The sequence below is a fragment of the Polynucleobacter sp. es-EL-1 genome, from assembly GCF_018687975.1.
Classification (GTDB): domain Bacteria; phylum Pseudomonadota; class Gammaproteobacteria; order Burkholderiales; family Burkholderiaceae; genus Polynucleobacter.
On the sequence record NZ_CP061310.1, the window covers coordinates 1,033,490 to 1,054,468 of the forward strand.

Here is a 20,979-nt window from a genome sequence, read left to right on the forward strand (position 1 = left end):
ATGCCTGCACAGTTACTTGATGGAAATGCTCTCTCTAAAAAGCTTCGCACTGAAATTGCTGCCCGCGGCGCTATTGTTACTGCTAAAGATCGACGTCCAGGCCTAGCGGTTATTGTCGTTGGCGATAATCCCGCCAGCCAGGTTTATGTTCGCAATAAGGTGAAGGCCTGTGAAGATGTTGGTTTTCATTCAGTCCTAGAGCGCTATTCGGTTGACCTTGGTGAAGAAGAATTACTAGCCCGTATTGCCACCCTAAACGCTGACCCTGCTATACATGGCATTTTGGTACAGCTCCCCTTGCCAGAACATATTGCCTCTGAAAGAGTTCTAGAGGCCATTGCCCCGGAAAAAGACGTCGATGGCTTTCATGTTGCCAATGCTGGCGCTCTGATGGTTGGTCAACCGGAGTTCAAGCCTTGTACACCTTATGGCTGCATGAAGATTCTAGAAAGCATTGACTATCCCATACGTGGTGCACGCGCGGTGATTGTGGGCGCCTCCAATATTGTCGGCAAACCAATGGCGATGCTCCTTTTACAAGCAGGCGCTACAGTAACCATTTGCAATAGTAAAACCAGAGATCTCGCTCATCACACCAAGGATGCCGATATTTTGGTTGTAGCTACTGGTAAACCTAAAATGATCACGGGCGATATGGTCAAGCATGGTGCAGTGGTGATTGACGTTGGCATTAACCGACTACCAGATGGTAAGTTATGCGGTGACGTTGATTTTGATGCTGCTCAATACGTTGCCGGCTGGATTACACCAGTTCCAGGAGGTGTTGGACCCATGACTATCACGATGCTCCTGATGAACACCCTTGAAGCCGCTGAAAAGGCAGCCAAGCTCTAGTCTTTTGGTCCGCGGGTTTTGAATTCTCGGCAAAAAATTGTGCAGTCCATTAAGCTAGAGGGATGACACATGCTACCTATAAAACCCCTTCTGCTGAACTCGCAAAAAATCCTTTAATTTCTTTTGGTCGTGGCATTGCCCATTACCGGGAAATCAATCCCGCTCACATTAAGCCAGCCATTGAGTTCTTGCTTGAAAATGCTCAGCTTGCGGTTGATCATGCCGTTGATCCAAGTGCGCCCGCACACTGGAATGATCTTGCCGAACCATTAGAAGATGCTACTGAAGCCCTAGGGCGTTCTTGGGGGGTAATTTCTCATCTCAATAGTGTTGCCGACTCACCAGAATTAAGAAGCGCCTATGGCGAAATGTTGCCCAAGGTAACCGCTTTCTTTTCTAGCCTCGGTCAAAACCTAGCCCTATATGACAAGTTCAAAAAACTAGGTCAAAGTGACGAGTTCAAACATTTAAGTGCTGCACAGAAAAAGGTTATTGAAAACTCATTGCGTGATTTTCGTCTGGGAGGGGCTGAGCTTTCAGATGAATTAAAGCCACGCTTTGCTCAAATTCAAGACGAGCAAGCAAATTTAGGGAAAGCCTTTTCTGATCACGTCTTAGATGCGACAGATGGCTTTGTACATCTCGTGACTGATGAAGCTCAGCTAGTTGGCCTGCCAGAAGATGTAAAAGCAGCCGCTGCCGATACAGCTCAGCAAAAGAATCTTCAGGGATGGGCTTTTACCTTGCACTTTCCATCCTATTACCCAGTCATGCAATATTGCGAGAATCGAGACCTCAGACGTCTGATGTATGAGGCCTATGTGACTCGGGCATCTGAACTCGCCCCTCAATATAGTCAAGGTAAATTAGATTGGGATAACACCCAAAACATGCTTGAGCAATTGCGTTTACGCCATGAAGAAGCCAATATGCTCGGCTTTGATAACTTTGCCGCTTTGAGTTTGGCGCCGAAAATGGCCAATGATGTGCAAGAGGTTGACTTCTTTCTGACAGACTTTGCGCATAAGGCAAAACCTTTTGCTCAGAGGGATTGGGATGAGCTTTGCCAATTTGCCAAAACCACTCTAGGACTAGAAGATGGGGTTGAGCCTTGGGATAACGCCTTCGTAGCCGAACGACTCAAGCAAGAGCGCTACTCTTTCTCAGAGAATGAACTCAAGCAGTACTTTCCCCTTCCTAAAGTCTTGGATGGTTTATTTGGTGTCATTCAAACACTCTTTAGTGTGCGCATCGAAGCAGCTGACTTGCCTAGTTGGCATGATGATGTGCAATCATTTAGCGTTAAAGATCTTGATGGCAATATCCGCGCCTACTTCTATCTTGATCCTTACGCCCGCCCAGGAAAACGGGGTGGCGCTTGGATGGATGATGCCCGCGGACGTAGAGAATTACCCAATGGTGAAATTCAGATCCCAGTTGCTTACTTAGTTTGTAACTTTGCCCCGCCCGTCAAAGTCAATGGCGTCCTACGGCCTCCGACAATCACCCATGATGATGTCATTACCCTATTCCATGAAAGTGGTCACGGTCTTCATCACCTATTAACCCAGGTCAGCGCGTTAGGTGTATCAGGCATCAATGGCGTTGAATGGGATGCCGTTGAATTACCGAGCCAGTTTATGGAAAACTTCTGCTGGGAATGGGAGGTCCTTGAAAAAATGACCGCCCATGTCGATACAGGTAAGCCTTTGCCACAAGAACTGTTTAACAAAATACTTGCCGCTAAAAATTTCCAAAATGGCTTAATGACTTTACGTCAAATCGTCATGTCATTGACGGACTGGAGACTCCACTCCTCTTTTAATGCAGAGAAGGCGCAGGGTTCTGCGGTTCTTGAGGTGTCTCGTGAAATTGCAGCAGACTTTAATGTCGTTCCACAGCCCGCAATCTCGCGCTGGATTAATACCTTTAGCCATATTTTTGCCGGTGGATATGCAGCGGGTTACTACAGCTACAAGTGGGCTGAAGTGCTATCAGCCGATGCTTACTCTGCTTTTGAGGAGGCCGCCAAGCTAACCGGCAGCGTGTTAGATGCAGACACTGGAAAACGATATCGCAGGGAAATTCTAGAAGTGGGTGGCAGTCGCCCTGCCGCCGAGTCATTCAAGGCTTTTCGTGGCCGAGAGCCCAGTGTTGATGCGCTACTGCGCCACGGTGGGTTAGCGGGATAGTTAAGGCTTTAGCTGCGCAATCACGGGAGCATGATCAGAGGGTTGCTCCCAGGTGCGAGGCTGCTTATCAATCACGCTAGCGATGCACTTATCCTTGAGTGCATCACTGAGCAATATATGGTCGATACGCATCCCTGCATTACGTCTAAAGCCCATCATCCGATAATCCCACCAACTAAAGGCTTTAGGGGCCTGCTCAAACATTCTGAAAGAGTCGTGCATACCCAAATTAATGAGCCGAGCAAACGCCTCTCGTTCTTGCGGGGACACCAAGTTTTGCCCGATCCATTTAGAAGGATCATGAACATCGTTATCAGTGGGTGCAATATTAAAGTCGCCCAATAAGGCTAAGCGCTGATTTTCATTTAATTCTTGTTTAAGCCAATTTTCTAAAGCCTGAAGCCATGAGAGTTTGTAAATAAATTTATCGCTATCGAGCGACTGTCCATTGGGAAAGTAGGCCGAAATAAGACGCATGGGCTGCATACCCTTAAAGCAGATGGTAGCTGCCAAAATACGCTGTTGATCATCCACGTAATGGGGAATATTTCGTACTGGCTTTAAAAAAGTGGTGGCGGTATCCGTGGCCGTTGGCGCTAAGGCAGCACGACGAACAATAATGGCTACGCCGTTATAGGTTTTTTGGCCAGCAACTAAGCTTGTATAACCCGCATCTTCTAATGCTTGATGGGGATAATTTTCATCTGTTAATTTAAGCTCCTGCAGACATAGAGCATCAATAGGCTGCTTTGCTTGTTCCTGATCTTGTAGCCATTGAAGCACTTGAGGCAAACGAACCTTAAGAGAGTTCACATTCCATGCTGCAATCCTCACTGAATCAGTCATCGATACCAAGCTCCTGCAACTTGCGCGTAATCGTATTGCGCCCAATACCTAAGCGCTGGGCAGCTTCGACTCGCCTTCCTCTTGTAACTTCTAGTGCGGCCTGCAAAACTGCCTTCTCAAATTTAGAGCAAAGCACATCGTAAACCTCTTGTTCTCCATCCTGAAGCATCTTGACTGCCAAACGACCTAAGCCACTCTCCCAATCTACTGAGGACACTCTGGCAACATTTGAAATAGCTGGAGAAGATTCACCTTCCAAGATCACGGGTTGTTCGGAAGTCTCTGCCAGAATGTCGGTCGGCAAATCACTGACGCCAATCACATTAGAGGGAGTCATCACAGTTAACCAATGACAGAGGTTTTCTAATTGACGCACATTGCCCGGAAATGGCATGGCGCTAATATCTTTCAGCACTTCATCCGATAACTTCTTCGGTTCAACGCCTAAGGATTTAGCACATGAGAGCATAAAGTATCGAGCCAGCACCGGAATGTCTTCAATACGCTCCCTTAATGCAGGCATCCGTAGACGAATCACATTTAGGCGATGCAAGAGATCTTCTCTAAAAGCTCCAGCAGCAACCCGCGCCTCTAAGTTTTGATGAGTCGAGGCAATGATGCGTACATTTGCTTTAATCGGATCTTGGCCACCAACACGATAAAAGTGCCCATCAGTTAAGGCGCGCAAAATACGTGTTTGCAGATCAAATGGGATGCTCCCTATTTCATCAAGAAATAAAGTCCCACCATCGGCCTGCTCAAAACGTCCACGGCGCAAAGTTAATGCCCCAGGAAATGCGCCACGCTCGTGGCCAAACAATTCTGACTCTAATAAATCTTTAGGAACTGCTGCAGTGCTAAAGGCCACAAAGGGTCCCTTTGCTCTTGGGCTGTGTTTATGCAGAGCCTGAGCCACTAACTCTTTGCCAGTTCCAGATTCACCGGTAATTAATACGGTGGAATGCGATTGGGCAAGGCGTCCAATAGCCCTAAATACTTCTTGCATGGCGGGTGCTTGACCAATAATCTCTGTCGAGTCCTGCCGCCAACCATTGACTTCTTTATTGCCGGATTGATTACGCTCACTTTGCTCCATTGCGCGGCGAATCAACTCAATTGCCTTATCAATATCAAATGGCTTTGTTAAATATTCAAATGCACCCCCTTGCAATGAGGATACGGCTGAATCTAAATCCGAATAGGCCGTCATGATAATGACAGGCAATAAAGGATGGGTTTCCTTTACATTCTGTAAAAGATCAAGACCATTACCACGAGGCATACGAATATCTGAAATCAATACAGCGGGCGTCTCTTTATCTAAAGAATCTAAAACATCATTGGGATTAGAAAAGCTTTTATGCGCAATATTTTCACGCGTTAATGCTTTTTCAAGCACCCAACGAATTGATTGGTCATCGTCCACGATCCAAACGGGTTTCATGATACTTTCTCCTGCTTACGGTATGGAATTTGAATATGAAAGTCAGTGCGCCCAGGGCGACTGTCACAGGCAATAAAGCCTTGATGTTGTTGTACGAACGTTTGAGCTAAAGTGAGGCCAAGACCACTACCGCCCTCGCGTCCAGAAACTAAGGGGAAAAAGATGCGTTCACGGATATCCTCAGGAATACCTGGGCCGTTATCAATCACATGTAAGTCCATTGCCATCTTGTAGCGCTGCTTTGAGATGGTGACCGAACGCGCTACCCGTGTCTTTAACTCAATCTGCGCAATGCCTTGACGGATTTCTTCAGCAAGGGCTTGGGCAGCATTGTGGGCAATATTAAGAACGGCCTGGATTAACTGCTCACGGTCACCCAATACTTCTGGAAGACTGGTATCGTAGTTGCGAATAATCCGCAGACCTTTGGGGAATTCGGCTAGCACTAGACTGCGTACTCTCTCAAGAGCCTCATGCACATTAAATGACTCCATCGCATGCGCTTTACGATGCGGTGCGAGCAAGCGATCTACCAGAGTTTGCAGGCGATCAGACTCTTTAATAATGACTTGGGTGTATTCACGCAAACCTTTTTCAGGAAGCTCAAACTCCAGTAATTGCGCTGCCCCACGAATGCCACCTAAAGGGTTCTTAATTTCATGCGCTAAGTTACGCATTAACTGCTTATTGGCCTCTACCTGCTGAGTGACACGCTCATCGCGCTCACTACGTAACTGCTGATCAATTGGGAACCACTCCATCATGATCAAAGCAGGATCTTCAAGACTGGCAATGACCACGTGAGCCGGGATAGAGTCTTGATGAATACTTCCTGGCAATGAATGCAGCACCATCTCTTGACGCTGTGCAGACACATGCCCTACTTGAACCTCTTCAATCATCGATTTTAATGAAGGGTTATCGCCAAATAAATCGCGCACAGATTGACCCTCAAGTGATTTACGTGAAAGATCTAAAGCCGACTCTGCAGCTGGATTCACATAAACCAATTGCTGGTTTTCTGCCTCGAATACCACGATGGCATTGGGCATTTGGTCAAGCAATGTCGGAAAAAAAGGAGCAGCCGAAGCTGCCCCTTTGAACGAATTGCGCAACAGACCTGCGCTCAACATCTCTCCTTCGCTTACAGGGAGTAGTACATATCGAATTCGATCGGATGAGTTGTCATACGGAAACGTGTGACATCTTCCATCTTCAATGCGATATAGGCATCAATCATAGAATCAGTAAAGACACCACCACGAGTCAAGAACTCACGGTCTTTATCGAGTGCAGCCAGTGCTTCTTCTAAGCTTGCACAAACGGTTGGGATCTTTGCATCTTCTTCTGGTGGCAAGTCGTACAAGTTCTTGTCAGCAGCTTCGCCTGGATGAATCTTGTTCTGAACACCATCTAAACCAGCCATCATCAATGCGGAGAAGCAGAGGTATGGGTTAGCCAATGGATCAGGGAAACGCGTTTCAATACGACGACCCTTGGGGCTAGAAACGTGTGGAATACGGATTGAAGCAGAACGGTTGCGTGCTGAGTAAGCCAATTTCACTGGAGCCTCAAAACCTGGCACCAAACGCTTGTATGAGTTTGTACCTGGGTTAGTAATCGCATTTAATGCCTTAGCGTGCTTGATGATGCCGCCGATGTAAAACAATGCGAACTCTGACAAACCTGCGTAACCGTTACCAGCAAACAAGTTCTCGCCGTTCTTCCAAATAGATTGGTGAACGTGCATACCAGAACCGTTATCGCCAACGATAGGCTTAGGCATAAATGTTGCTGTCTTACCGTATGCATGAGCAACGTTTTGAACAACGTACTTTTGCCAGATAGTCCAGTCAGCGCGCTCAACTAATGTGCTGAACTTTGTACCCAATTCGTTTTGGCCTTGACCAGCAACTTCATGGTGATGAACTTCAACTGGAATGCCCAAAGATTCGAGGATCAAACACATTTCAGAACGCATGTCCTGGAATGTATCCACTGGAGCAACTGGGAAGTAGCCGCCTTTTTTACCTGGACGGTGGCCAGTGTTGCCGCCTTCGATTTCGGCACCTGATGACCATGGAGCCTCTTCAGAATCTACCTTAACGAAGCAACCTTGCATGTCAGCACCCCAACGGACGCCGTCAAAAATAAAGAATTCTGGCTCTGGGCCAAAGTAAGCGGTATCACCCAAGCCAGTGCTCTTCAAATAAGACTCAGCACGTTTAGCAATAGAGCGTGGGTCACGATCGTAACCTTTACCATCGGATGGCTCGATCACATCACATGTGATTACCAAAGTTGGCTCTTCATAGAATGGGTCAATATAGCAAGCTGTTGGATCAGGCATCAACAACATGTCAGACGCTTCAATACCCTTCCAACCAGCAATAGAAGAACCGTCAAATGCATGACCGCTCTCAAATTTATCTTCGTCAAAGGCAGAGATAGGCACAGTGGTATGTTGCTCTTTACCCTTTGTATCAACAAAGCGGAAATCAACGAAAGTACATTCTTTCTCTTTAACTAACTTCATCACATCGGCGACGGTCTTCGTCATGCAAATCTCCTCTATTAACTAAATTCGGAATACAAACTTAAGGTGTACACCCTTGTTCATTCCAGGCATCAAACATGCCCTTGGGATGTATCTAATTTACTGAAGCAAACAAATGGGAACTTCCATTATTGCACTGTTTAAGTGCTGAAATACCCCTCTAAAACCTAAAAATTGGTTAATATGCACCAATAAAGTGCATATTAGGATTGCGGGATATCATGAATTTCATAGCCCAAAGCCTGGGTGCCTGTTCGCAAAGCTGTCCAAGCGCTCTCCAGAAGATTGGCATTACCTTTGATGCCTAATTCAATATGCCGTTGAGCGTAAACCCCTCCTCGAGTAGCATCTCCCACAGAAGGCAGACTAAAGACCTTCACCCCAGGAAAATCAGCCTCAATACGCTCCATGAGAGGGGTTAAAGTGGATTCAATACCCTTGGGAACAATAAAACTTTGCTCAGCCCAATTCTCGCGATGAAATAAGTCAGAGTAATGCTCGTCTAAACACCATGCCATCATGGGCGCCGCCATGACCGGGAAACCCGGCAAGAAATGGTGTTCATGAATACGAAAGCCAGGAATCTGGTTATAGGGATTTGGGATGATGTCGCTGCCAATCGGAAACTCACCCATTTTGAAACGGTGTTGATTCTCAGAAGTAGAAAGGTCTGCTTTAATCGGATCACCTTCGGCCATAGACTGAATGCGACCTGCAATTAATTCTTGAGCGGTGGGATGCAACTCTGTTGTGGTACCTAAAGCAAGTGCCGCACATTGACGGGTGTGATCATCCGGAGTGGCACCAATGCCGCCGGTGCTAAACACCACATCACCACTAGCAAAGCTTTCTTTCAGAGTTGCCGTGATCTGCTCCGGATCGTCAGCGACATATTTAGCCCAAGATAAACTGAGCCCACGCTCGTTGAGTAGTTCTATTAATTTACTGAAGTGTTTATCTTGACGACGACCGGACAAAATCTCATCGCCAATCACAATCAAACCAAAGCGACGCATCGGAACTTGTGGTGCATCAATCGAAACGTTTTTTTGCACATCAACCATCGTAAGGCAACTCCATATTAATCACGCGAGACTCAATAGTTAAGGACTTGCTGAGCTCCTCTTCTCGCAAAACCTTTAGAGCGTCTAGCAAAAAGTGGGTGAACCATAAAGCGGCAAAAACAAAGATTACGGAATACACCCATAGCGCCACAAAGCTCACAATGGGAAATAACACCAAGGCCAGAGCCGATGTTGCCCAGAAAAAAGTGGGGACAGCGCCTAGCATGCCCGAGATGATGCCCATAGATAACAAAGGCCACCGATACTTTTCTAGCAATATGTCACGCTCCTCTGGGCTGGCATGTTGAGCCAGCACGTCATACGACATTAAACGCATGGTTAGCCATCCCCACAACAATGGGGGTAATACAGCAACCAAAGGTGGAATCCACCAAACCGGTAACGTCAGCATCACTAAGGCCAAACAAATCAGCGCCGACCAAATCGTATACATGAAGCTACCAAAAAGGCCGCCACCCTTTTTTCTGTCAAGACCCTGGTAAGCCGTCTGACGAGACACCTTATTCACAATCGCTGGCACCGTTGTAAATGCAATGAATACCAATAAGCTAATAGAAATCAATGGGATCAAGAGCATCACAAAAAATAATGGTGCAATCCATGCTCTCGCGTTTTCAAAGCCAGCCCAAATCAAACCGTCTTGAATCCAACTCGTAAAGATAGAGGTGGTTAAAAAGTTACCGAGAACTTCTAATGCTGGGGTCCATGTCAACCAAATTAAGCATCCCCATAAAATCGACACAATCAAAAATGGGCGCAAGCTAAACCACAGCATCTTAGGGTGCATGGTTCCGACCATCGCAAGTCCAAAGGACTTAAAGACTTGTTGGAAACTATCCATATGGGATTACTCTAAACCTTATGGTTGATCAATGCTTTGCTTTAAATGCACGAACTGCATGCTTAAAGCATTGCCATTGCTGATGAAATACATTGTGGGAAACCGATAAATTCTTAACACCGGTTGGGTATGCTTCCTTGGAGAAGATGGCAGTGCCTAGCAACATATCCCACCAAGGAAAAAGGACGCCAAAGTTACAACCGCCTAAGACACCAGGCTTGCCTTGTGACTCATAACCATAACCAACCGCATGGTGCAAGCGATGAAACATCGGCGATACGATCACATACTGTAATGGACCAAGATTGACTTTGATATTTGCATGTTGCCAGCTTTGAATCAGCTGACTAAGCACCACCAATATAATAAATTGGCTTGGAGATACTCCAAACAAGAGGGCAAAGAAAGCGAATACAACCGCATGCATGATGTCATCCAAAACGTGATTACGATCATCAGACCATGCTGTCATGACAGTCTGACTATGATGCAGTGCATGCAATTGCCACCACCAATGAAAGGTATGTGATGCGCGATGGTAGAGATACTCCACAAAATCAAGCATCACGAAGTAGATAAAGAAACTCACTAATGGAATCGCAGTAATGGGCGGATACCAAGACTCCACATTCAGCCTGCCAAAACGGAAATCATGCAAGACCGCATCGATCTCAAAAAAGAATCCCGATAAAGCAATAAAAATAAGTCCGTGAAAAATTCCTAAGCGATGAAATAAGGTGTAAATCACATCGGCTTTGCTCGATTTAGCAAAATGCTCTTGAGGCTCTGCAGGCGCCACCCTTTCCCAAGTGCGCAATATTAAAAAAATCAGCAAGATTTGCATGCAGCCAAACAGAAACCAGTCAATGCCATCATATGCATCTTCTGCCCAAGCGATGAGGTTGAATTGATATAGGATGGGAGAGACTATTTCAGAGAAAATGAATTCTTGAACACGCGCGTACGCATCCGATATGCTGGAGGATAAAGTGCTGAACGCCATACTTAATATTGTGGCTTATTTATTCTGTTTAGGTAGCGTTCCAAAGCAAAATCCACGTTTTTTAAGGTTCACGATCAATTGCTCCAAGACTGCGGGAGCCCAAGGGTCTTTTCGGGACCAAATACCCAAATGCGCCATAGCAATATCGCCATCAGCTAAATTCTTTGTAGCTCGGTCTAGCAGCACGCTATTTGGGTGCGTTTGTGAAGATAACTCGTCACCCAGAAAGCCAGCTGGATTCCAGCCAAAATGCTCAAATCCACATTGACTACCCATTCTTAATAAGCGCGGCGAAGTCTTACCACCGGGTGCACGCCAAATTTTTTGGATATGCGTCCCCGTAAGCTCCTTAAAGCGATCGTCCACTCTGCGAATCTCTCGGCAGTAACTCGCTTCGTTATACAACAGAGTAGATCCAGATTTACTACCAAACTGAGGTTTAGCATAGACCTCTCCAATGGGGCCATCTTTAATGAAATACACATGATCAAAGGTGTGGCTACCAAAATGATGCCCTTCTTTCACGCGCTCTTGCCAGTAACCCTTCCAGGCATCATCGAGCGAAAAATTACCTTGAGTAGTTTTTTCATTAGCCAAGAAAAAAGTTGCTTTGACCTGTTGACGGTTCAAGATATCAGCAACTGTCTGCGCAACAGACATATTGCCCGTATCAAAAGTGAGATAAATTGTTTTTTGGCAGGATCCCTCTACTGCGAGTCCAAGCGAAGGCCAAATCGATAGGAATGCGATCGTTAGGTAAGAGGCAAAAGAAAGGCGTACACGCATTAAGAGGCGATCATTCCCAACCAGCACGCGGCATGAAGAAAACGCCGTGAGGAGACTTGCCTACCGGAATAACAGTCATTAATTTCATTGAGGGAATATCAATCACCCCAACCTTTTTAGAAAACCGTAAGGTCACCCAGAGCGTCTTACCATCCGGCGTAATTTCCATATCATCGGGACCGGCTGGAAGACCAGTAATATCGCCCACCTTCTCCAGCGTCTGCATATTGATGAGGCTAATAGTTGAGGCTACCCGGTTACTCAAGAAGACATGCTTTTTATCGCCCAAAGGTCGGAAATTATGAGCGCCCTTACCCGTGTAAATACGCTTCACTTCTTTCTGATTCTTCCAATCAATCACTTGAACATTGTCTTCACCGGTCAGGCCAACTAAGATATATTGCTCACCAGGAGTCATCCAAATCCCGGCAGGCAATTTACCAGTCCTCATTTTCCAAAGGACGGCCTGAGTATCTAAATCAATCGCCGCTAATTCATTCGAGTCTTGTAATGTGATGAATGCAATTTTGCTATCAGCAGTAAACGCAACATGACTTGGTGTTTTTCCTAATTTAATAGATTTAGCCAACTTCAGATCTGCGCCCTGCGCTTGATAAACATCGACCCGATCAAGGCGATTGCCATTGGCAACAAACCACTTATGATTTGGTGAATAGCCAATTTGATAAGGATCAATAATATTGGGGATTTTTCCGGTCAACTCACCGCTCACTGGATTCATGAGATCGACGTCGTTGCCAGCAGCATTAGCAATTAATAGAGTTTTTTCGTCTGGGGTCAACATCAAGTGATGCGGCTCTTTACCGACTGCAACAGTTTTGATTACTGTACGAGTAGGCATATCAATCAGACTCACCGTTGCTTCACCTGAATTGAGTACAACAGCTATTTTAGGCTCACCCTTTGACACAGATACGGGACTAGTCTGTGCAAAAGCGAGGCTGGGAAGAGCCAGGCAAGAAAAAATTGCAAAGGTAGAAATAATGCCCATTATTTGATTAGCGAGAAATGTTTGCATACCCATCATTGTAAGCATTCCACGGGGTCAAAACCCCCTCTATTTGCAGTCCCATTGACTTATCGCAAGCTAGCCAAGATCTTTTCAAGGCGCTTTAAAGACATGGGGCTAGGAGTCTTGAGCTTTTGCGCATACAAAGCTACCCTTAACTCCTCTAATTGCCAGCGAAAATCCATGAGCGCCTGGTCTTGCTCGATGGCATAGGCAGCCGAACCACGATTTCCCCCAATCAGCTTTTGCCAAGGTCTTGCAACCGACTCCCAATCTTTCTGGCACTGAGCATCCCTGCTGGGATTAGCTCTTAGCTTATCAATCCGCAGGGCAATTGCCTTGAGATACCGAGGGACGTGGACCAGCTGCTCATAGGGGATATCGGCAACCATTTTAGGAAATACCAAACCCTGCACTTGTGACTGAATATCTACAAACGCATTCGGTGATGCGGCCTTTGCTTGAGCCAATTTTTTCTGTAAATCAGCATAAGCTTGTAAGGAGGCCAGGGTATGTTTAGCAAGCTCTTGAGCAATTAAGGCCAGTCTTGGCTTACCTGCTTGCAATCGCTCTGCAAACTGCTCGGCATTCGTAGGTAGTGGATCATTCATGAAGGCGCGCTCAAGCGCAAGATTGAGAATTTGCTCGATCAAACTCTCTACCGAGCCGACATTGATAAATAACAGTCCTAATTCACGCAGGCCCGGTAACTGCTTTTGCAGTGCTTTTAAAGTATCTTTATTTGAGAGTGCAAATAGACGGCGTAGGCCTTGCCAATGATGCTTGCGGGCCTCCACAAGATCATCGAATACTTCGAGGTCACAGAACTCTGTACGATCCACTAAAGCGGGATAGCCAAAAAGGGTGCGATTTCCTTTTTGGATTTCCAGAGTTTCGGGCAATTCACCAAAGTCCCAGCTGCGATAGCCACCCTGCTCCACTGTTCTTACTGCAGAAGTCGTCGTCTTATTTGCCGATGGGTGTGATTTAGGAGGTGCAATGTCTACTCCCAACTCTTCTTGGGCGGCTTGTTGGGCAATTGCCTGAAATGCAGTTCTCGCAGTTTGCCCGTACTCAGAACGCAACCTGGCAAGGTTACGCTCCAACTCGAGTTGACGACCATGCTCATCCACTAAACGAAAGTTCATGGATAAATGCAGGGGTAAAGATTCTGGTCTAAAGTCGGTACGCTTGATTTCAAGCCCAAGTTCTTTACGAATATCACTGATAAGGCTATCCAAGAAGTCTCCAACTCCAAACCGCTTTTCTTCGAGCGCACGCTCTAAGAACGATTTTGCATACTCAGGTAAAGGCACACAATGACGGCGCAATTTCTGCGGCAAGGATTTGAGGAGTAGTTGTACCTTCTCCTCACACATACCGGGAACCAGCCATTCGCAACGTCGGCCATCCACTTGATTAAGGAGCGTTAGAGGAATAATGAGTGTTACCCCATCTTTAGGACTTCCGGGCTCAAAGTGGTATGTCAAAGCGAGCTCGCCACCACCTACCATCATTTTTTTGGGGTAACGATCTACTGTTATTCCTGCGGCCTCATGACGCATCAGGTCGGCTTTCGCAAGGCGTAATTCCAAATCAGGACTTGGTTTGTTGTCAGCGCTAGATTGATTGGTATGCTTTAGCCAGGCCTTCATCGACTCTCTACTGCGCACCTCTTTTGGAATACGCGAGTCATAAAAAGCAAATAACAGCTCATCATCTACCAGCACATCAGGTCGACGTGAACGGTGTTCAAGCGCCTCAATTTCCTTTATAAGCCTACGGTTATGCCAGAAAAATTCAAAGAACCCTGGATATTGTTTTTTAGCACTCGCCTCTGTTTCGCGCATTAAGGCTGGAGAATCCATGCGTCCAAATAACTCTTCTTGTACTAGAGCATATTTAATAAATAACTCACGGGTTTCATCCGGGTTGTGAGACTCATAACGAACTCGTCGTCCATGATAGATGGGCAGGCCATATAAAGTGCCACGCTCAAATGCCATGACTTCACCCTGGCGGCTATCCCAGAAGGGATCGCTCAAGGATTTCACCAGACGGTGTGCGGCGACCTTTTCTACCCACTGCGGCTCAATCTTTGCAATCGTTCTGGCATACATGCGATTGGTTTCCTGAAGCTCACCAGCTAAGATCCATGCTCCTGCTTTTTTGCCAATAGTAGAGCCTGGCCAAATAAATGGACGAATTCCTCGTGCACCGATGTACCCACCTGTTTTACTGCCGCGCTCTTGAGACTTTTCATCTTCTTCTTTTTTCGCGACATAACCGAGAAGGCCAGTAAGAAGAGATAAATGTACTTGCTCATAAGTAGCAGCCAGAGCATTTTCTTTCCACCCCTTCTCACCCAACATCGTATGCAGTTGACCATGCACATCGCGCCACTCTCGCAAGCGTCTTGGGGATAAAAACTTAGAGCGGCACACAGCTTCCAATTGGCGATTGCTATGTTTGTGCTTTAAAGCATCTTGATACCAATCCCATAATTTCACAAAACTCAGAAATTCTGAACGCTCATCAGCAAACTGGAGATGCGCTTGATCGGCTGCAGCAGTTTGCTCCATGGGGCGCTCACGTGGATCTTGGGTAGCCAAGGCTGAAGCAATAATGGTCACTTCGCGTAAGGCGTTTTGATCTTTTGCAGCAAGCAACATCCGGCCGATACGGGGATCGAGAGGAAGGTCAGCTAGTTGCTTACCAATGGCGGTTAACTTAAAGTGCTTGCCCTCATCCCTATCCTGACCAACTTCACTATCCTCATAGACGATTGCCCCTAGCTCATCTAAAAGCTGCACGCCATCCGCAATGGCTCTACCAAGGGGTTTATCAATGAAGGGAAAATCTTGAATTTTTGGTAAACGCAAAGAACTCATGCGCAGTAAAACTGCGGCTAGTGAGCTGCGAAGGATCTCGGGATCAGTAAATTTAGGGCGACTTAAATAATCTTGTTCGCTGTAGAGTCGAATACAAATACCATCTGCAACACGACCGCATCGCCCAGCCCTTTGATTGGCAGCCGCTTGAGAAATTGGCTCTATTTGTAATTGCTCGACTTTATTGCGATAAGAGTAGCGTTTAACCCTAGCTAAACCACTATCAACCACATAACGAATATTGGGGACGGTTAAGGATGTTTCGGCAACGTTGGTAGTGAGGATAATTCTGCGTCCATTGCCCGGATTAAATACACGCTCTTGTTCTGATACTGACTGGCGAGCAAATAGGCTCAAAATCTCGGGGTGAAAGCGCTGCTGCAAAATAGGATCCTTGCGCAGAGCTTCAGCACAATCCCGAATCTCCCGCTCACCAGGAAGAAACACGAGAACATCTCCAGCGCCTGCCGCTCCTTCGCGCCAGACATTGGCAATTGCCTGTGCAACGGCTTCTGGAATTTCCAATACTTCTTTAGACTCCTTTTTCCCATCCGGCTTGGCATCGGGTTCTAAGGGAGCGTAGCGCTGCTCCACGGGAAATAATCTGCCACTCACTTCAATTACAGGGGCCTGCTTGCCGCCAATCGCAAAATGCTCAGAAAAACGCTTAGCATCAATGGTTGCCGAGGTGATGATGAGCTTCAGATCAGGGCGCTTGGGAAGAAGCTGCCTTAGATAGCCTAAGAGAAAGTCAATATTGAGGCTACGTTCGTGGGCTTCATCAATGATGAGGGTATCGTATTCCTTCAACAGCGGGTCCCGCTGAGTCTGGGCAAGCAAGATTCCATCGGTCATTAATTTGATTGAAGCTGTTTGACTCGATTTATCTGCAAAACGAATCTGGTAGCCAACATCCTGACCAATCGGGGAACCCAGCTCCTGGGCAATACGCTTGGCTGTAGCGGTCGCGGCTATGCGCCGAGGCTGAGTATGGCCAATGAGTCGGCCGCCGTTGATGGTGCCTCTACCAAGGTCTAAGCAAATCTTTGGTAATTGGGTTGTCTTTCCGGAGCCAGTCTCCCCGCAAACAATGACCACCTGATGAGTAGCTAGGGCATCTTTAATGATTTGACGCTGCCCAGAGACAGGCAACTCCTCAGGAAAGCGAATTTCTAGAGATCGTGGGGTGTTGGAAGCAGGCACAGTCGCAGCCATGGATTTGAGTTTTTGTTGGTTTATAGGCTCTTGCACCCTATAATTTTCTCACTATGCCGACAAACGCACCAAACCCGCCCTCAAACCCTGAAATATCAAGCTCTAACTTTCCGTTTGTAGGATGGTTGCGTGACGTTGCTCCCTACATTCATAGTTTTCGCGAGAAGACTTTTGTCATTGCCTTTGCAGGCGAACTCGTTCAAGAAATCGGCCTTGAGAACCTCATTGAAGATATTGCCATGCTTCACGCGATGGGTATGCGAATTGTGCTGGTGCATGGCATTCGCCCTCAGATTGAAGAGCAACTTACTCTCAGAAATATTAAAAGCCAGTTCGGCAAAAGTGCAATGCACAGCTATCGGATTACAGATGCTGCCGCATTAGAGTGCGTCAAAGAAGCTGCTGGTGAGTTACGTCTTGATATCGAGGCCGCCTTTAGCCGCGGTCTACCAAATACTCCAATGGCAGGCTCCCGGATCTCTGTCATCTCAGGCAACTTTATTACTGCTATGCCTGTTGGTGTCGTTGAAGGCATCGATTATGTCCATACCGGCTTAGTTCGCAAGGTAGATTCCACCTCTATCAAGTTATCGCTCGATAGTAATAAGATCGTTTTGTTATCACCTTTAGGCTTCTCGCCTACAGGTCAAGCATTTAATCTCGCCTTTGAAGATGTAGCCGCTTCTACTGCAGCAGCACTTAAAGCAGACAAGTTGATTTTCTTAAGTCCTTATCAAGGCCTCAAGGATAATGAGGGCGACTACATCACCGAATTATCGATGCCGCAATTACATGAATACATTGCTCAGCATAAGGATATGGATATTGGCATGAAGAGCCTGCTCAACATTGCTGGTAGGGCTATTCGGGCCGGCGTTAGCCGTGTTCACTTCTTACCCTGCAATCAGGATGGTGCACTGCTTGAAGAGCTCTTTACCCATGATGGTATTGGCATGATGCTAGCCTCCTCCGATATTGAGAATTTACGTGAAGCAAATCAAGATGATGTGGGTGGCATTTTGCAATTGACCAGCCCATTAGAAGAAGAAGGTATCTTGGCAGCCCGCGGTCAAGACGTTATTGAGCGTGATATCCAGCGCTTTTCCGTCATCGAGCACGACAAGGTGCTGTTTGGTTGTGCAGCCCTCTTCCCCTTCCCCAATGGTGTGGGAGAGCTTGCCTGCTTGGCAGTCGATCCAGATGTTCAAGGTTCTGGGGATGGAGAGCGCCTTCTTAAGCGGGTTGAAATGAGAGCTAAACAAGAAGGCATTAAGAAATTATTTGTTCTGACTACCAGAACTGAGCACTGGTTTCTCAAGCGCGGCTTTAAGCGCGCCTCAGTCGATGATTTGCCCGAAGAAAGAAAGCAAATCTATAACTGGGATCGCAAGTCAATGGTTCTTACTAAAGACCTCTAAGTATTTCTATTTGCAATTTACAGATTTTGAAAGGTATTACAGATGGCACGCATGGTTCAATGCATCAAACTCAATAAAGAAGCTGAAGGGATGGACTTTGCTCCCTTGCCTGGCGACCTTGGTAAAAAGATTTGGAATCAAGTCTCCAAAGAAGCTTGGGCTGCCTGGTTAAAACAGCAAACGATGCTAATCAATGAGAACCGCCTCAATATGGCAGATCCACGTGCACGTCAATACCTTCTCAAGCAAGTTGAAAAGTATTTCTTTGAAGGTGGCGCAGATACTGCGCAAGGCTACGTTCCACCAGCAGATGAAGCGAAATAATCTCTAGTTCAGAAAGTCAGGCGACTGACGCCTGACGCATTACTCACCAAGAGAATATCCGCCTTCTCTTTGGCAAATAGACCTACCGTGATCACCCCAGCGATTTGATTGATTTGCGCTTCAAGCGCTAATGGATCGCTAATTCTGAGACCAGCTACATCTAAGATCCACCCCCCATTGTCAGTCACAAAAGCTTGACTGGGGGTTTGACCTAAATCCGACCGAGTTTCTTTAGACAGGCGCAAGCTCACGGTACCGCCCAGCTTTTCCAATTCTCTAGTAACAACACCTCTTGAGAGCGGAATGATTTCTACTGGCAAGGCAAATGTGCCCAATACAGGGACTTGCTTGGAAGCATCACAGATACAGATAAATTGCTGAGCCATCGAAGCAATGATTTTTTCCCGAGTCAAAGCACCTCCGCCACCCTTAATCATGTTTCCGGCAGAATCAATTTCATCAGCACCATCCACATAGGCTGGCAAATCTTTCACATCATTGGGATCTAAAACTGTGAAGCCATGTTTAAGCAGGCGTTCCGTAGTGGCATTAGAACTCGATACGGCTCCAGCAAAATGGTCCTTATGGGGCGCTAAAGCATCAATAAAACAATTCGCAGTTGAGCCAGTTCCTACCCCGAGAATTTGCCCAGCAGGCAACTTGAGCACCTCATCTCTGGCTCCCTCACCCACCAATTGCTTTAGTTGATCTTGATTCATAGCTTACTAACCTACCCTTTTACGCTGGAATATGATGATTTACCCGTCTATCATATGATATTGAGTTCTACATTGCGATTAATCTTCACTGAAATTACGAAATCTGATGACATCTAGCCACTCCACCCTCGAGCAATTAAAAAAACTAACCACCGTTGTCGCTGATACCGGTGATTTTGAGCGGATGCAGAAATTTCAGCCTCAAGATGCCACGACCAACCCATCCTTGATTCTCAAGGCGGCTCAACAGGCCAATTATCAAGCGCTCGTTCAAAGAATCAAAGCTGCGCATCCAGGAATGAAACCAAGCGAGCTTGCGGACTATATCTTGGTTGCCTTTGGTCTCGAGATCCTCAAGATTGTTCCGGGAAGAGTTTCTACCGAAGTAGATGCACGCCTTTCTTTTGATACTGCCGCCACGATTCAGAAAGCTAAACATCTCATCGCCTTATATGAGTCTCACGGTGTTGATCGTCAGCGTGTCCTCATTAAGTTAGCTGGAACCTGGGAAGGTATTCAGGCAGCCAAGGCTTTGGAGTCTGAAGGGATTCATTGCAATATGACATTGCTATTTTCCTTGGTGCAGGCTGCCGCCTGTGGCTCGGTCAAAGCGCAACTCATCTCACCCTTTGTTGGTCGGATCACGGACTGGTACAAAGCAAAACTAGGGGCCAATTGGAATGATGCCAATCATGGTGGTGCGAATGACCCTGGCGTTACTTCAGTAAAAAGAATTTTTCACTATTACAAGCACTTTGGAATCAATACTGAAATTATGGGTGCTAGCTTTCGCAATACCAGCCAAATTTTAGAGCTAGCAGGCTGCGATCTATTGACCATCAGCCCTGAGCTTTTAAGCGAACTACAAGACAGCACAATGATTGTTGCTGAGAAGTTAAGCAGCGCCAATGCGAGCAAAGCCTTGGCTGATGAAAATATCACCCAGTTGAAATTGGATGAATCCAGTTTTAGACTACAACTAAACAATGATGCAATGGCTACTGAAAAGTTGGCCGAAGGTATTCGTAATTTTTGCGTTGATACTGAAAAGTTAGAAGCGCTCTTGAGTGCATGATTTTTAGGAAATAGATGAAGGAGATCAGATGATTATTCAGTGCCCACATTGCGCCAAGGGAAACCGCGTTCCCGCCGAAAAACTTAATCAAAGCCCCACCTGTGGAGCTTGCAAGCAGGACTTGCTCTCTTTGCCAATAAACGCAACGACAGCTAACTTTTCGGAACTCATTTCCCAAACTTCGCTGCCAGTCATTGTCGATTTTTGGGCACCATGGTGCGGCCCCTGCAAGATGTTTGCCCCCACCTTTCAGGCAAGCGCTATTGCACATGCCAATCAGGTGCTATTTGTCAAAGTAGACACTGAATCAGAACAGATGCTTGGGGCGCAATTTAACATTCGCTCAATTCCTACCCTTGCTGGCTTTAAGCATGGCAAGGAAGTGCATCGCGTCAGCGGGGCTCTACCCCCTGCCCAGCTAGAGCAGTTTGTTAATCAATTGGCCATCTAACCAGCTTATCCGCCAATAAATCAACCGCCCTTACTTTTTAGCGGTATTAATACCTAAAATACTGTACGCCGGGCAATTGCCAATCATTCCAGTGACTAAAGGAATGATTCCAATCCATGCCCAGGCACCAGTAATGCCAAAACCTGCTAAGCCCATCAACGTGACGCCAACGGTCATGCGTACTACGCGATCAGTGTGTCCAATATTGCATTTCATAATCAGCTCTCAGTAAATAAATTCAAAAGAA

Annotated in this window: 18 protein-coding genes; 6 read left to right on the forward strand and 12 right to left on the reverse strand. The window is 46.5% G+C overall.

The genetic code is table 11. From position 1 onward, the window contains the following. Together folD and FD974_RS05255 are read left to right on the forward strand one after the other, a co-directional pair. Positions 1-855, forward strand: coding sequence for a bifunctional methylenetetrahydrofolate dehydrogenase/methenyltetrahydrofolate cyclohydrolase FolD (folD, locus tag FD974_RS05250; protein ID WP_215363025.1), 855 nt, complete (start codon positions 1-3; stop codon positions 853-855). Between the two features lie 62 nt (positions 856-917). Beyond that, on the forward strand, positions 918-3,047 hold the full coding sequence (locus FD974_RS05255; protein WP_215363027.1) for a M3 family metallopeptidase: 2,130 nt from the start codon (positions 918-920) through the stop codon (positions 3,045-3,047). Here the strand turns inward: FD974_RS05255 and xth are convergent, their stop codons facing one another. The 10 genes from xth to hrpA all read right to left on the reverse strand — a co-directional run bounded on the left by xth (position 3,048) and on the right by hrpA (position 16,745). Then, on the reverse strand, positions 3,048-3,893 hold the full coding sequence (gene xth, locus FD974_RS05260) for an exodeoxyribonuclease III (protein WP_215363029.1): 846 nt from the start codon (positions 3,891-3,893) through the stop codon (positions 3,048-3,050). It lies immediately after the preceding gene. Next, complete coding sequence (gene ntrC, locus FD974_RS05265) at positions 3,886-5,337, reverse strand: nitrogen regulation protein NR(I) (RefSeq protein WP_215363031.1); 1,452 nt, start codon at positions 5,335-5,337, stop codon at positions 3,886-3,888. The genes xth and ntrC overlap by 8 nt, the downstream gene beginning before the upstream one ends. Continuing rightward, the gene (glnL, locus tag FD974_RS05270) at positions 5,334-6,470 is read right to left on the reverse strand and encodes a nitrogen regulation protein NR(II) (RefSeq protein WP_215363033.1); all 1,137 of its coding nucleotides are present in this window, start codon (positions 6,468-6,470) and stop codon (positions 5,334-5,336) included. Before glnL ends, ntrC begins: the two co-directional genes overlap by 4 nt. Positions 6,471-6,481: 11 nt before the next feature. Beyond that, positions 6,482-7,897, reverse strand: coding sequence for a type I glutamate--ammonia ligase (glnA, locus tag FD974_RS05275; RefSeq protein ID WP_215363035.1), 1,416 nt, complete (start codon positions 7,895-7,897; stop codon positions 6,482-6,484). A 200-nt stretch (positions 7,898-8,097) separates the two neighbouring features. After that, complete coding sequence (locus FD974_RS05280; protein ID WP_215363037.1) at positions 8,098-8,958, reverse strand: molybdopterin-binding protein; 861 nt, start codon at positions 8,956-8,958, stop codon at positions 8,098-8,100. Continuing rightward, entirely contained in the window at positions 8,951-9,820 is an 870-nt protein-coding gene (locus FD974_RS05285; RefSeq protein ID WP_215363039.1) for an EI24 domain-containing protein, read from the reverse strand. Before FD974_RS05285 ends, FD974_RS05280 begins: the two co-directional genes overlap by 8 nt. A 28-nt stretch (positions 9,821-9,848) precedes the next feature. After that, positions 9,849-10,823: a sterol desaturase family protein gene (locus FD974_RS05290; protein ID WP_215363041.1), complete on the reverse strand. Its 975-nt coding sequence runs from the start codon at positions 10,821-10,823 to the stop codon at positions 9,849-9,851. A 15-nt stretch (positions 10,824-10,838) separates the two neighbouring features. Next, a complete protein-coding gene (locus tag FD974_RS05295; protein WP_215363043.1) occupies positions 10,839-11,609 on the reverse strand; it encodes a polysaccharide deacetylase family protein in 771 nt (256 codons plus the stop codon). A gap of 10 nt (positions 11,610-11,619) precedes the next feature. Next, the gene (locus tag FD974_RS05300) at positions 11,620-12,621 is read right to left on the reverse strand and encodes a cytochrome D1 domain-containing protein (protein ID WP_371817134.1); all 1,002 of its coding nucleotides are present in this window, start codon (positions 12,619-12,621) and stop codon (positions 11,620-11,622) included. Positions 12,622-12,707: 86 nt separating this feature from the next. Beyond that, positions 12,708-16,745, reverse strand: coding sequence for an ATP-dependent RNA helicase HrpA (gene hrpA, locus FD974_RS05305; RefSeq protein WP_215363047.1), 4,038 nt, complete (start codon positions 16,743-16,745; stop codon positions 12,708-12,710). A gap of 53 nt (positions 16,746-16,798) precedes the next feature. On the opposite strand from hrpA, the gene argA reads away from it, so the two are divergent. Further along, positions 16,799-18,163, forward strand: coding sequence for an amino-acid N-acetyltransferase (gene argA / locus FD974_RS05310; protein WP_215363049.1), 1,365 nt, complete (start codon positions 16,799-16,801; stop codon positions 18,161-18,163). A gap of 42 nt (positions 18,164-18,205) precedes the next feature. Continuing rightward, positions 18,206-18,487, forward strand: coding sequence for an oxidative damage protection protein (locus FD974_RS05315; RefSeq protein WP_215363051.1), 282 nt, complete (start codon positions 18,206-18,208; stop codon positions 18,485-18,487). 8 nt (positions 18,488-18,495) lie between these two features. Here FD974_RS05315 and rpiA read toward each other — a convergent pair whose 3' ends face one another. Further along, positions 18,496-19,206, reverse strand: a complete 711-nt coding sequence (gene rpiA / locus FD974_RS05320) for a ribose-5-phosphate isomerase RpiA (protein WP_215363053.1) — start codon at positions 19,204-19,206, stop codon at positions 18,496-18,498. Positions 19,207-19,312: 106 nt separating this feature from the next. On the opposite strand from rpiA, the gene tal reads away from it, so the two are divergent. Together tal and trxC are read left to right on the forward strand one after the other, a co-directional pair. After that, positions 19,313-20,281: a transaldolase gene (gene tal, locus FD974_RS05325; RefSeq protein WP_215363055.1), complete on the forward strand. Its 969-nt coding sequence runs from the start codon at positions 19,313-19,315 to the stop codon at positions 20,279-20,281. 28 nt (positions 20,282-20,309) lie between these two features. Beyond that, positions 20,310-20,732, forward strand: coding sequence for a thioredoxin TrxC (gene trxC, locus FD974_RS05330; protein WP_215363057.1), 423 nt, complete (start codon positions 20,310-20,312; stop codon positions 20,730-20,732). A gap of 30 nt (positions 20,733-20,762) precedes the next feature. Here the strand turns inward: trxC and FD974_RS05335 are convergent, their stop codons facing one another. Beyond that, a complete protein-coding gene (locus tag FD974_RS05335) occupies positions 20,763-20,948 on the reverse strand; it encodes a DUF2892 domain-containing protein (protein ID WP_215363060.1) in 186 nt (61 codons plus the stop codon). Between the last annotated feature and the right edge of the window lie 31 nt (positions 20,949-20,979).

Excerpts from the sequence above, each read along its gene's own strand:
- folD (WP_215363025.1), top strand. The coding sequence starts at position 1 with ATGCCTGCACAGTTACTTGATGGAAATGCTCTCTCTAAAAAGCTTCGC.
- FD974_RS05255 (WP_215363027.1), top strand. The coding sequence starts at position 918 with ATGACACATGCTACCTATAAAACCCCTTCTGCTGAACTCGCAAAAAAT.
- xth (WP_215363029.1), bottom strand. The coding sequence starts at position 3,893 with ATGACTGATTCAGTGAGGATTGCAGCATGGAATGTGAACTCTCTTAAG.
- ntrC (WP_215363031.1), bottom strand. The coding sequence starts at position 5,337 with ATGAAACCCGTTTGGATCGTGGACGATGACCAATCAATTCGTTGGGTG.
- glnL (WP_215363033.1), bottom strand. The coding sequence starts at position 6,470 with ATGTTGAGCGCAGGTCTGTTGCGCAATTCGTTCAAAGGGGCAGCTTCG.
- glnA (WP_215363035.1), bottom strand. The coding sequence starts at position 7,897 with ATGACGAAGACCGTCGCCGATGTGATGAAGTTAGTTAAAGAGAAAGAA.
- FD974_RS05280 (WP_215363037.1), bottom strand. The coding sequence starts at position 8,958 with ATGGTTGATGTGCAAAAAAACGTTTCGATTGATGCACCACAAGTTCCG.
- FD974_RS05285 (WP_215363039.1), bottom strand. The coding sequence starts at position 9,820 with ATGGATAGTTTCCAACAAGTCTTTAAGTCCTTTGGACTTGCGATGGTC.
- FD974_RS05290 (WP_215363041.1), bottom strand. The coding sequence starts at position 10,823 with ATGGCGTTCAGCACTTTATCCTCCAGCATATCGGATGCGTACGCGCGT.
- FD974_RS05295 (WP_215363043.1), bottom strand. The coding sequence starts at position 11,609 with ATGCGTGTACGCCTTTCTTTTGCCTCTTACCTAACGATCGCATTCCTA.
- FD974_RS05300 (WP_371817134.1), bottom strand. The coding sequence starts at position 12,621 with ATGGGCATTATTTCTACCTTTGCAATTTTTTCTTGCCTGGCTCTTCCC.
- hrpA (WP_215363047.1), bottom strand. The coding sequence starts at position 16,745 with ATGGCTGCGACTGTGCCTGCTTCCAACACCCCACGATCTCTAGAAATT.
- argA (WP_215363049.1), top strand. The coding sequence starts at position 16,799 with ATGCCGACAAACGCACCAAACCCGCCCTCAAACCCTGAAATATCAAGC.
- FD974_RS05315 (WP_215363051.1), top strand. The coding sequence starts at position 18,206 with ATGGCACGCATGGTTCAATGCATCAAACTCAATAAAGAAGCTGAAGGG.
- rpiA (WP_215363053.1), bottom strand. The coding sequence starts at position 19,206 with ATGAATCAAGATCAACTAAAGCAATTGGTGGGTGAGGGAGCCAGAGAT.
- tal (WP_215363055.1), top strand. The coding sequence starts at position 19,313 with ATGACATCTAGCCACTCCACCCTCGAGCAATTAAAAAAACTAACCACC.
- trxC (WP_215363057.1), top strand. The coding sequence starts at position 20,310 with ATGATTATTCAGTGCCCACATTGCGCCAAGGGAAACCGCGTTCCCGCC.
- FD974_RS05335 (WP_215363060.1), bottom strand. The coding sequence starts at position 20,948 with ATGAAATGCAATATTGGACACACTGATCGCGTAGTACGCATGACCGTT.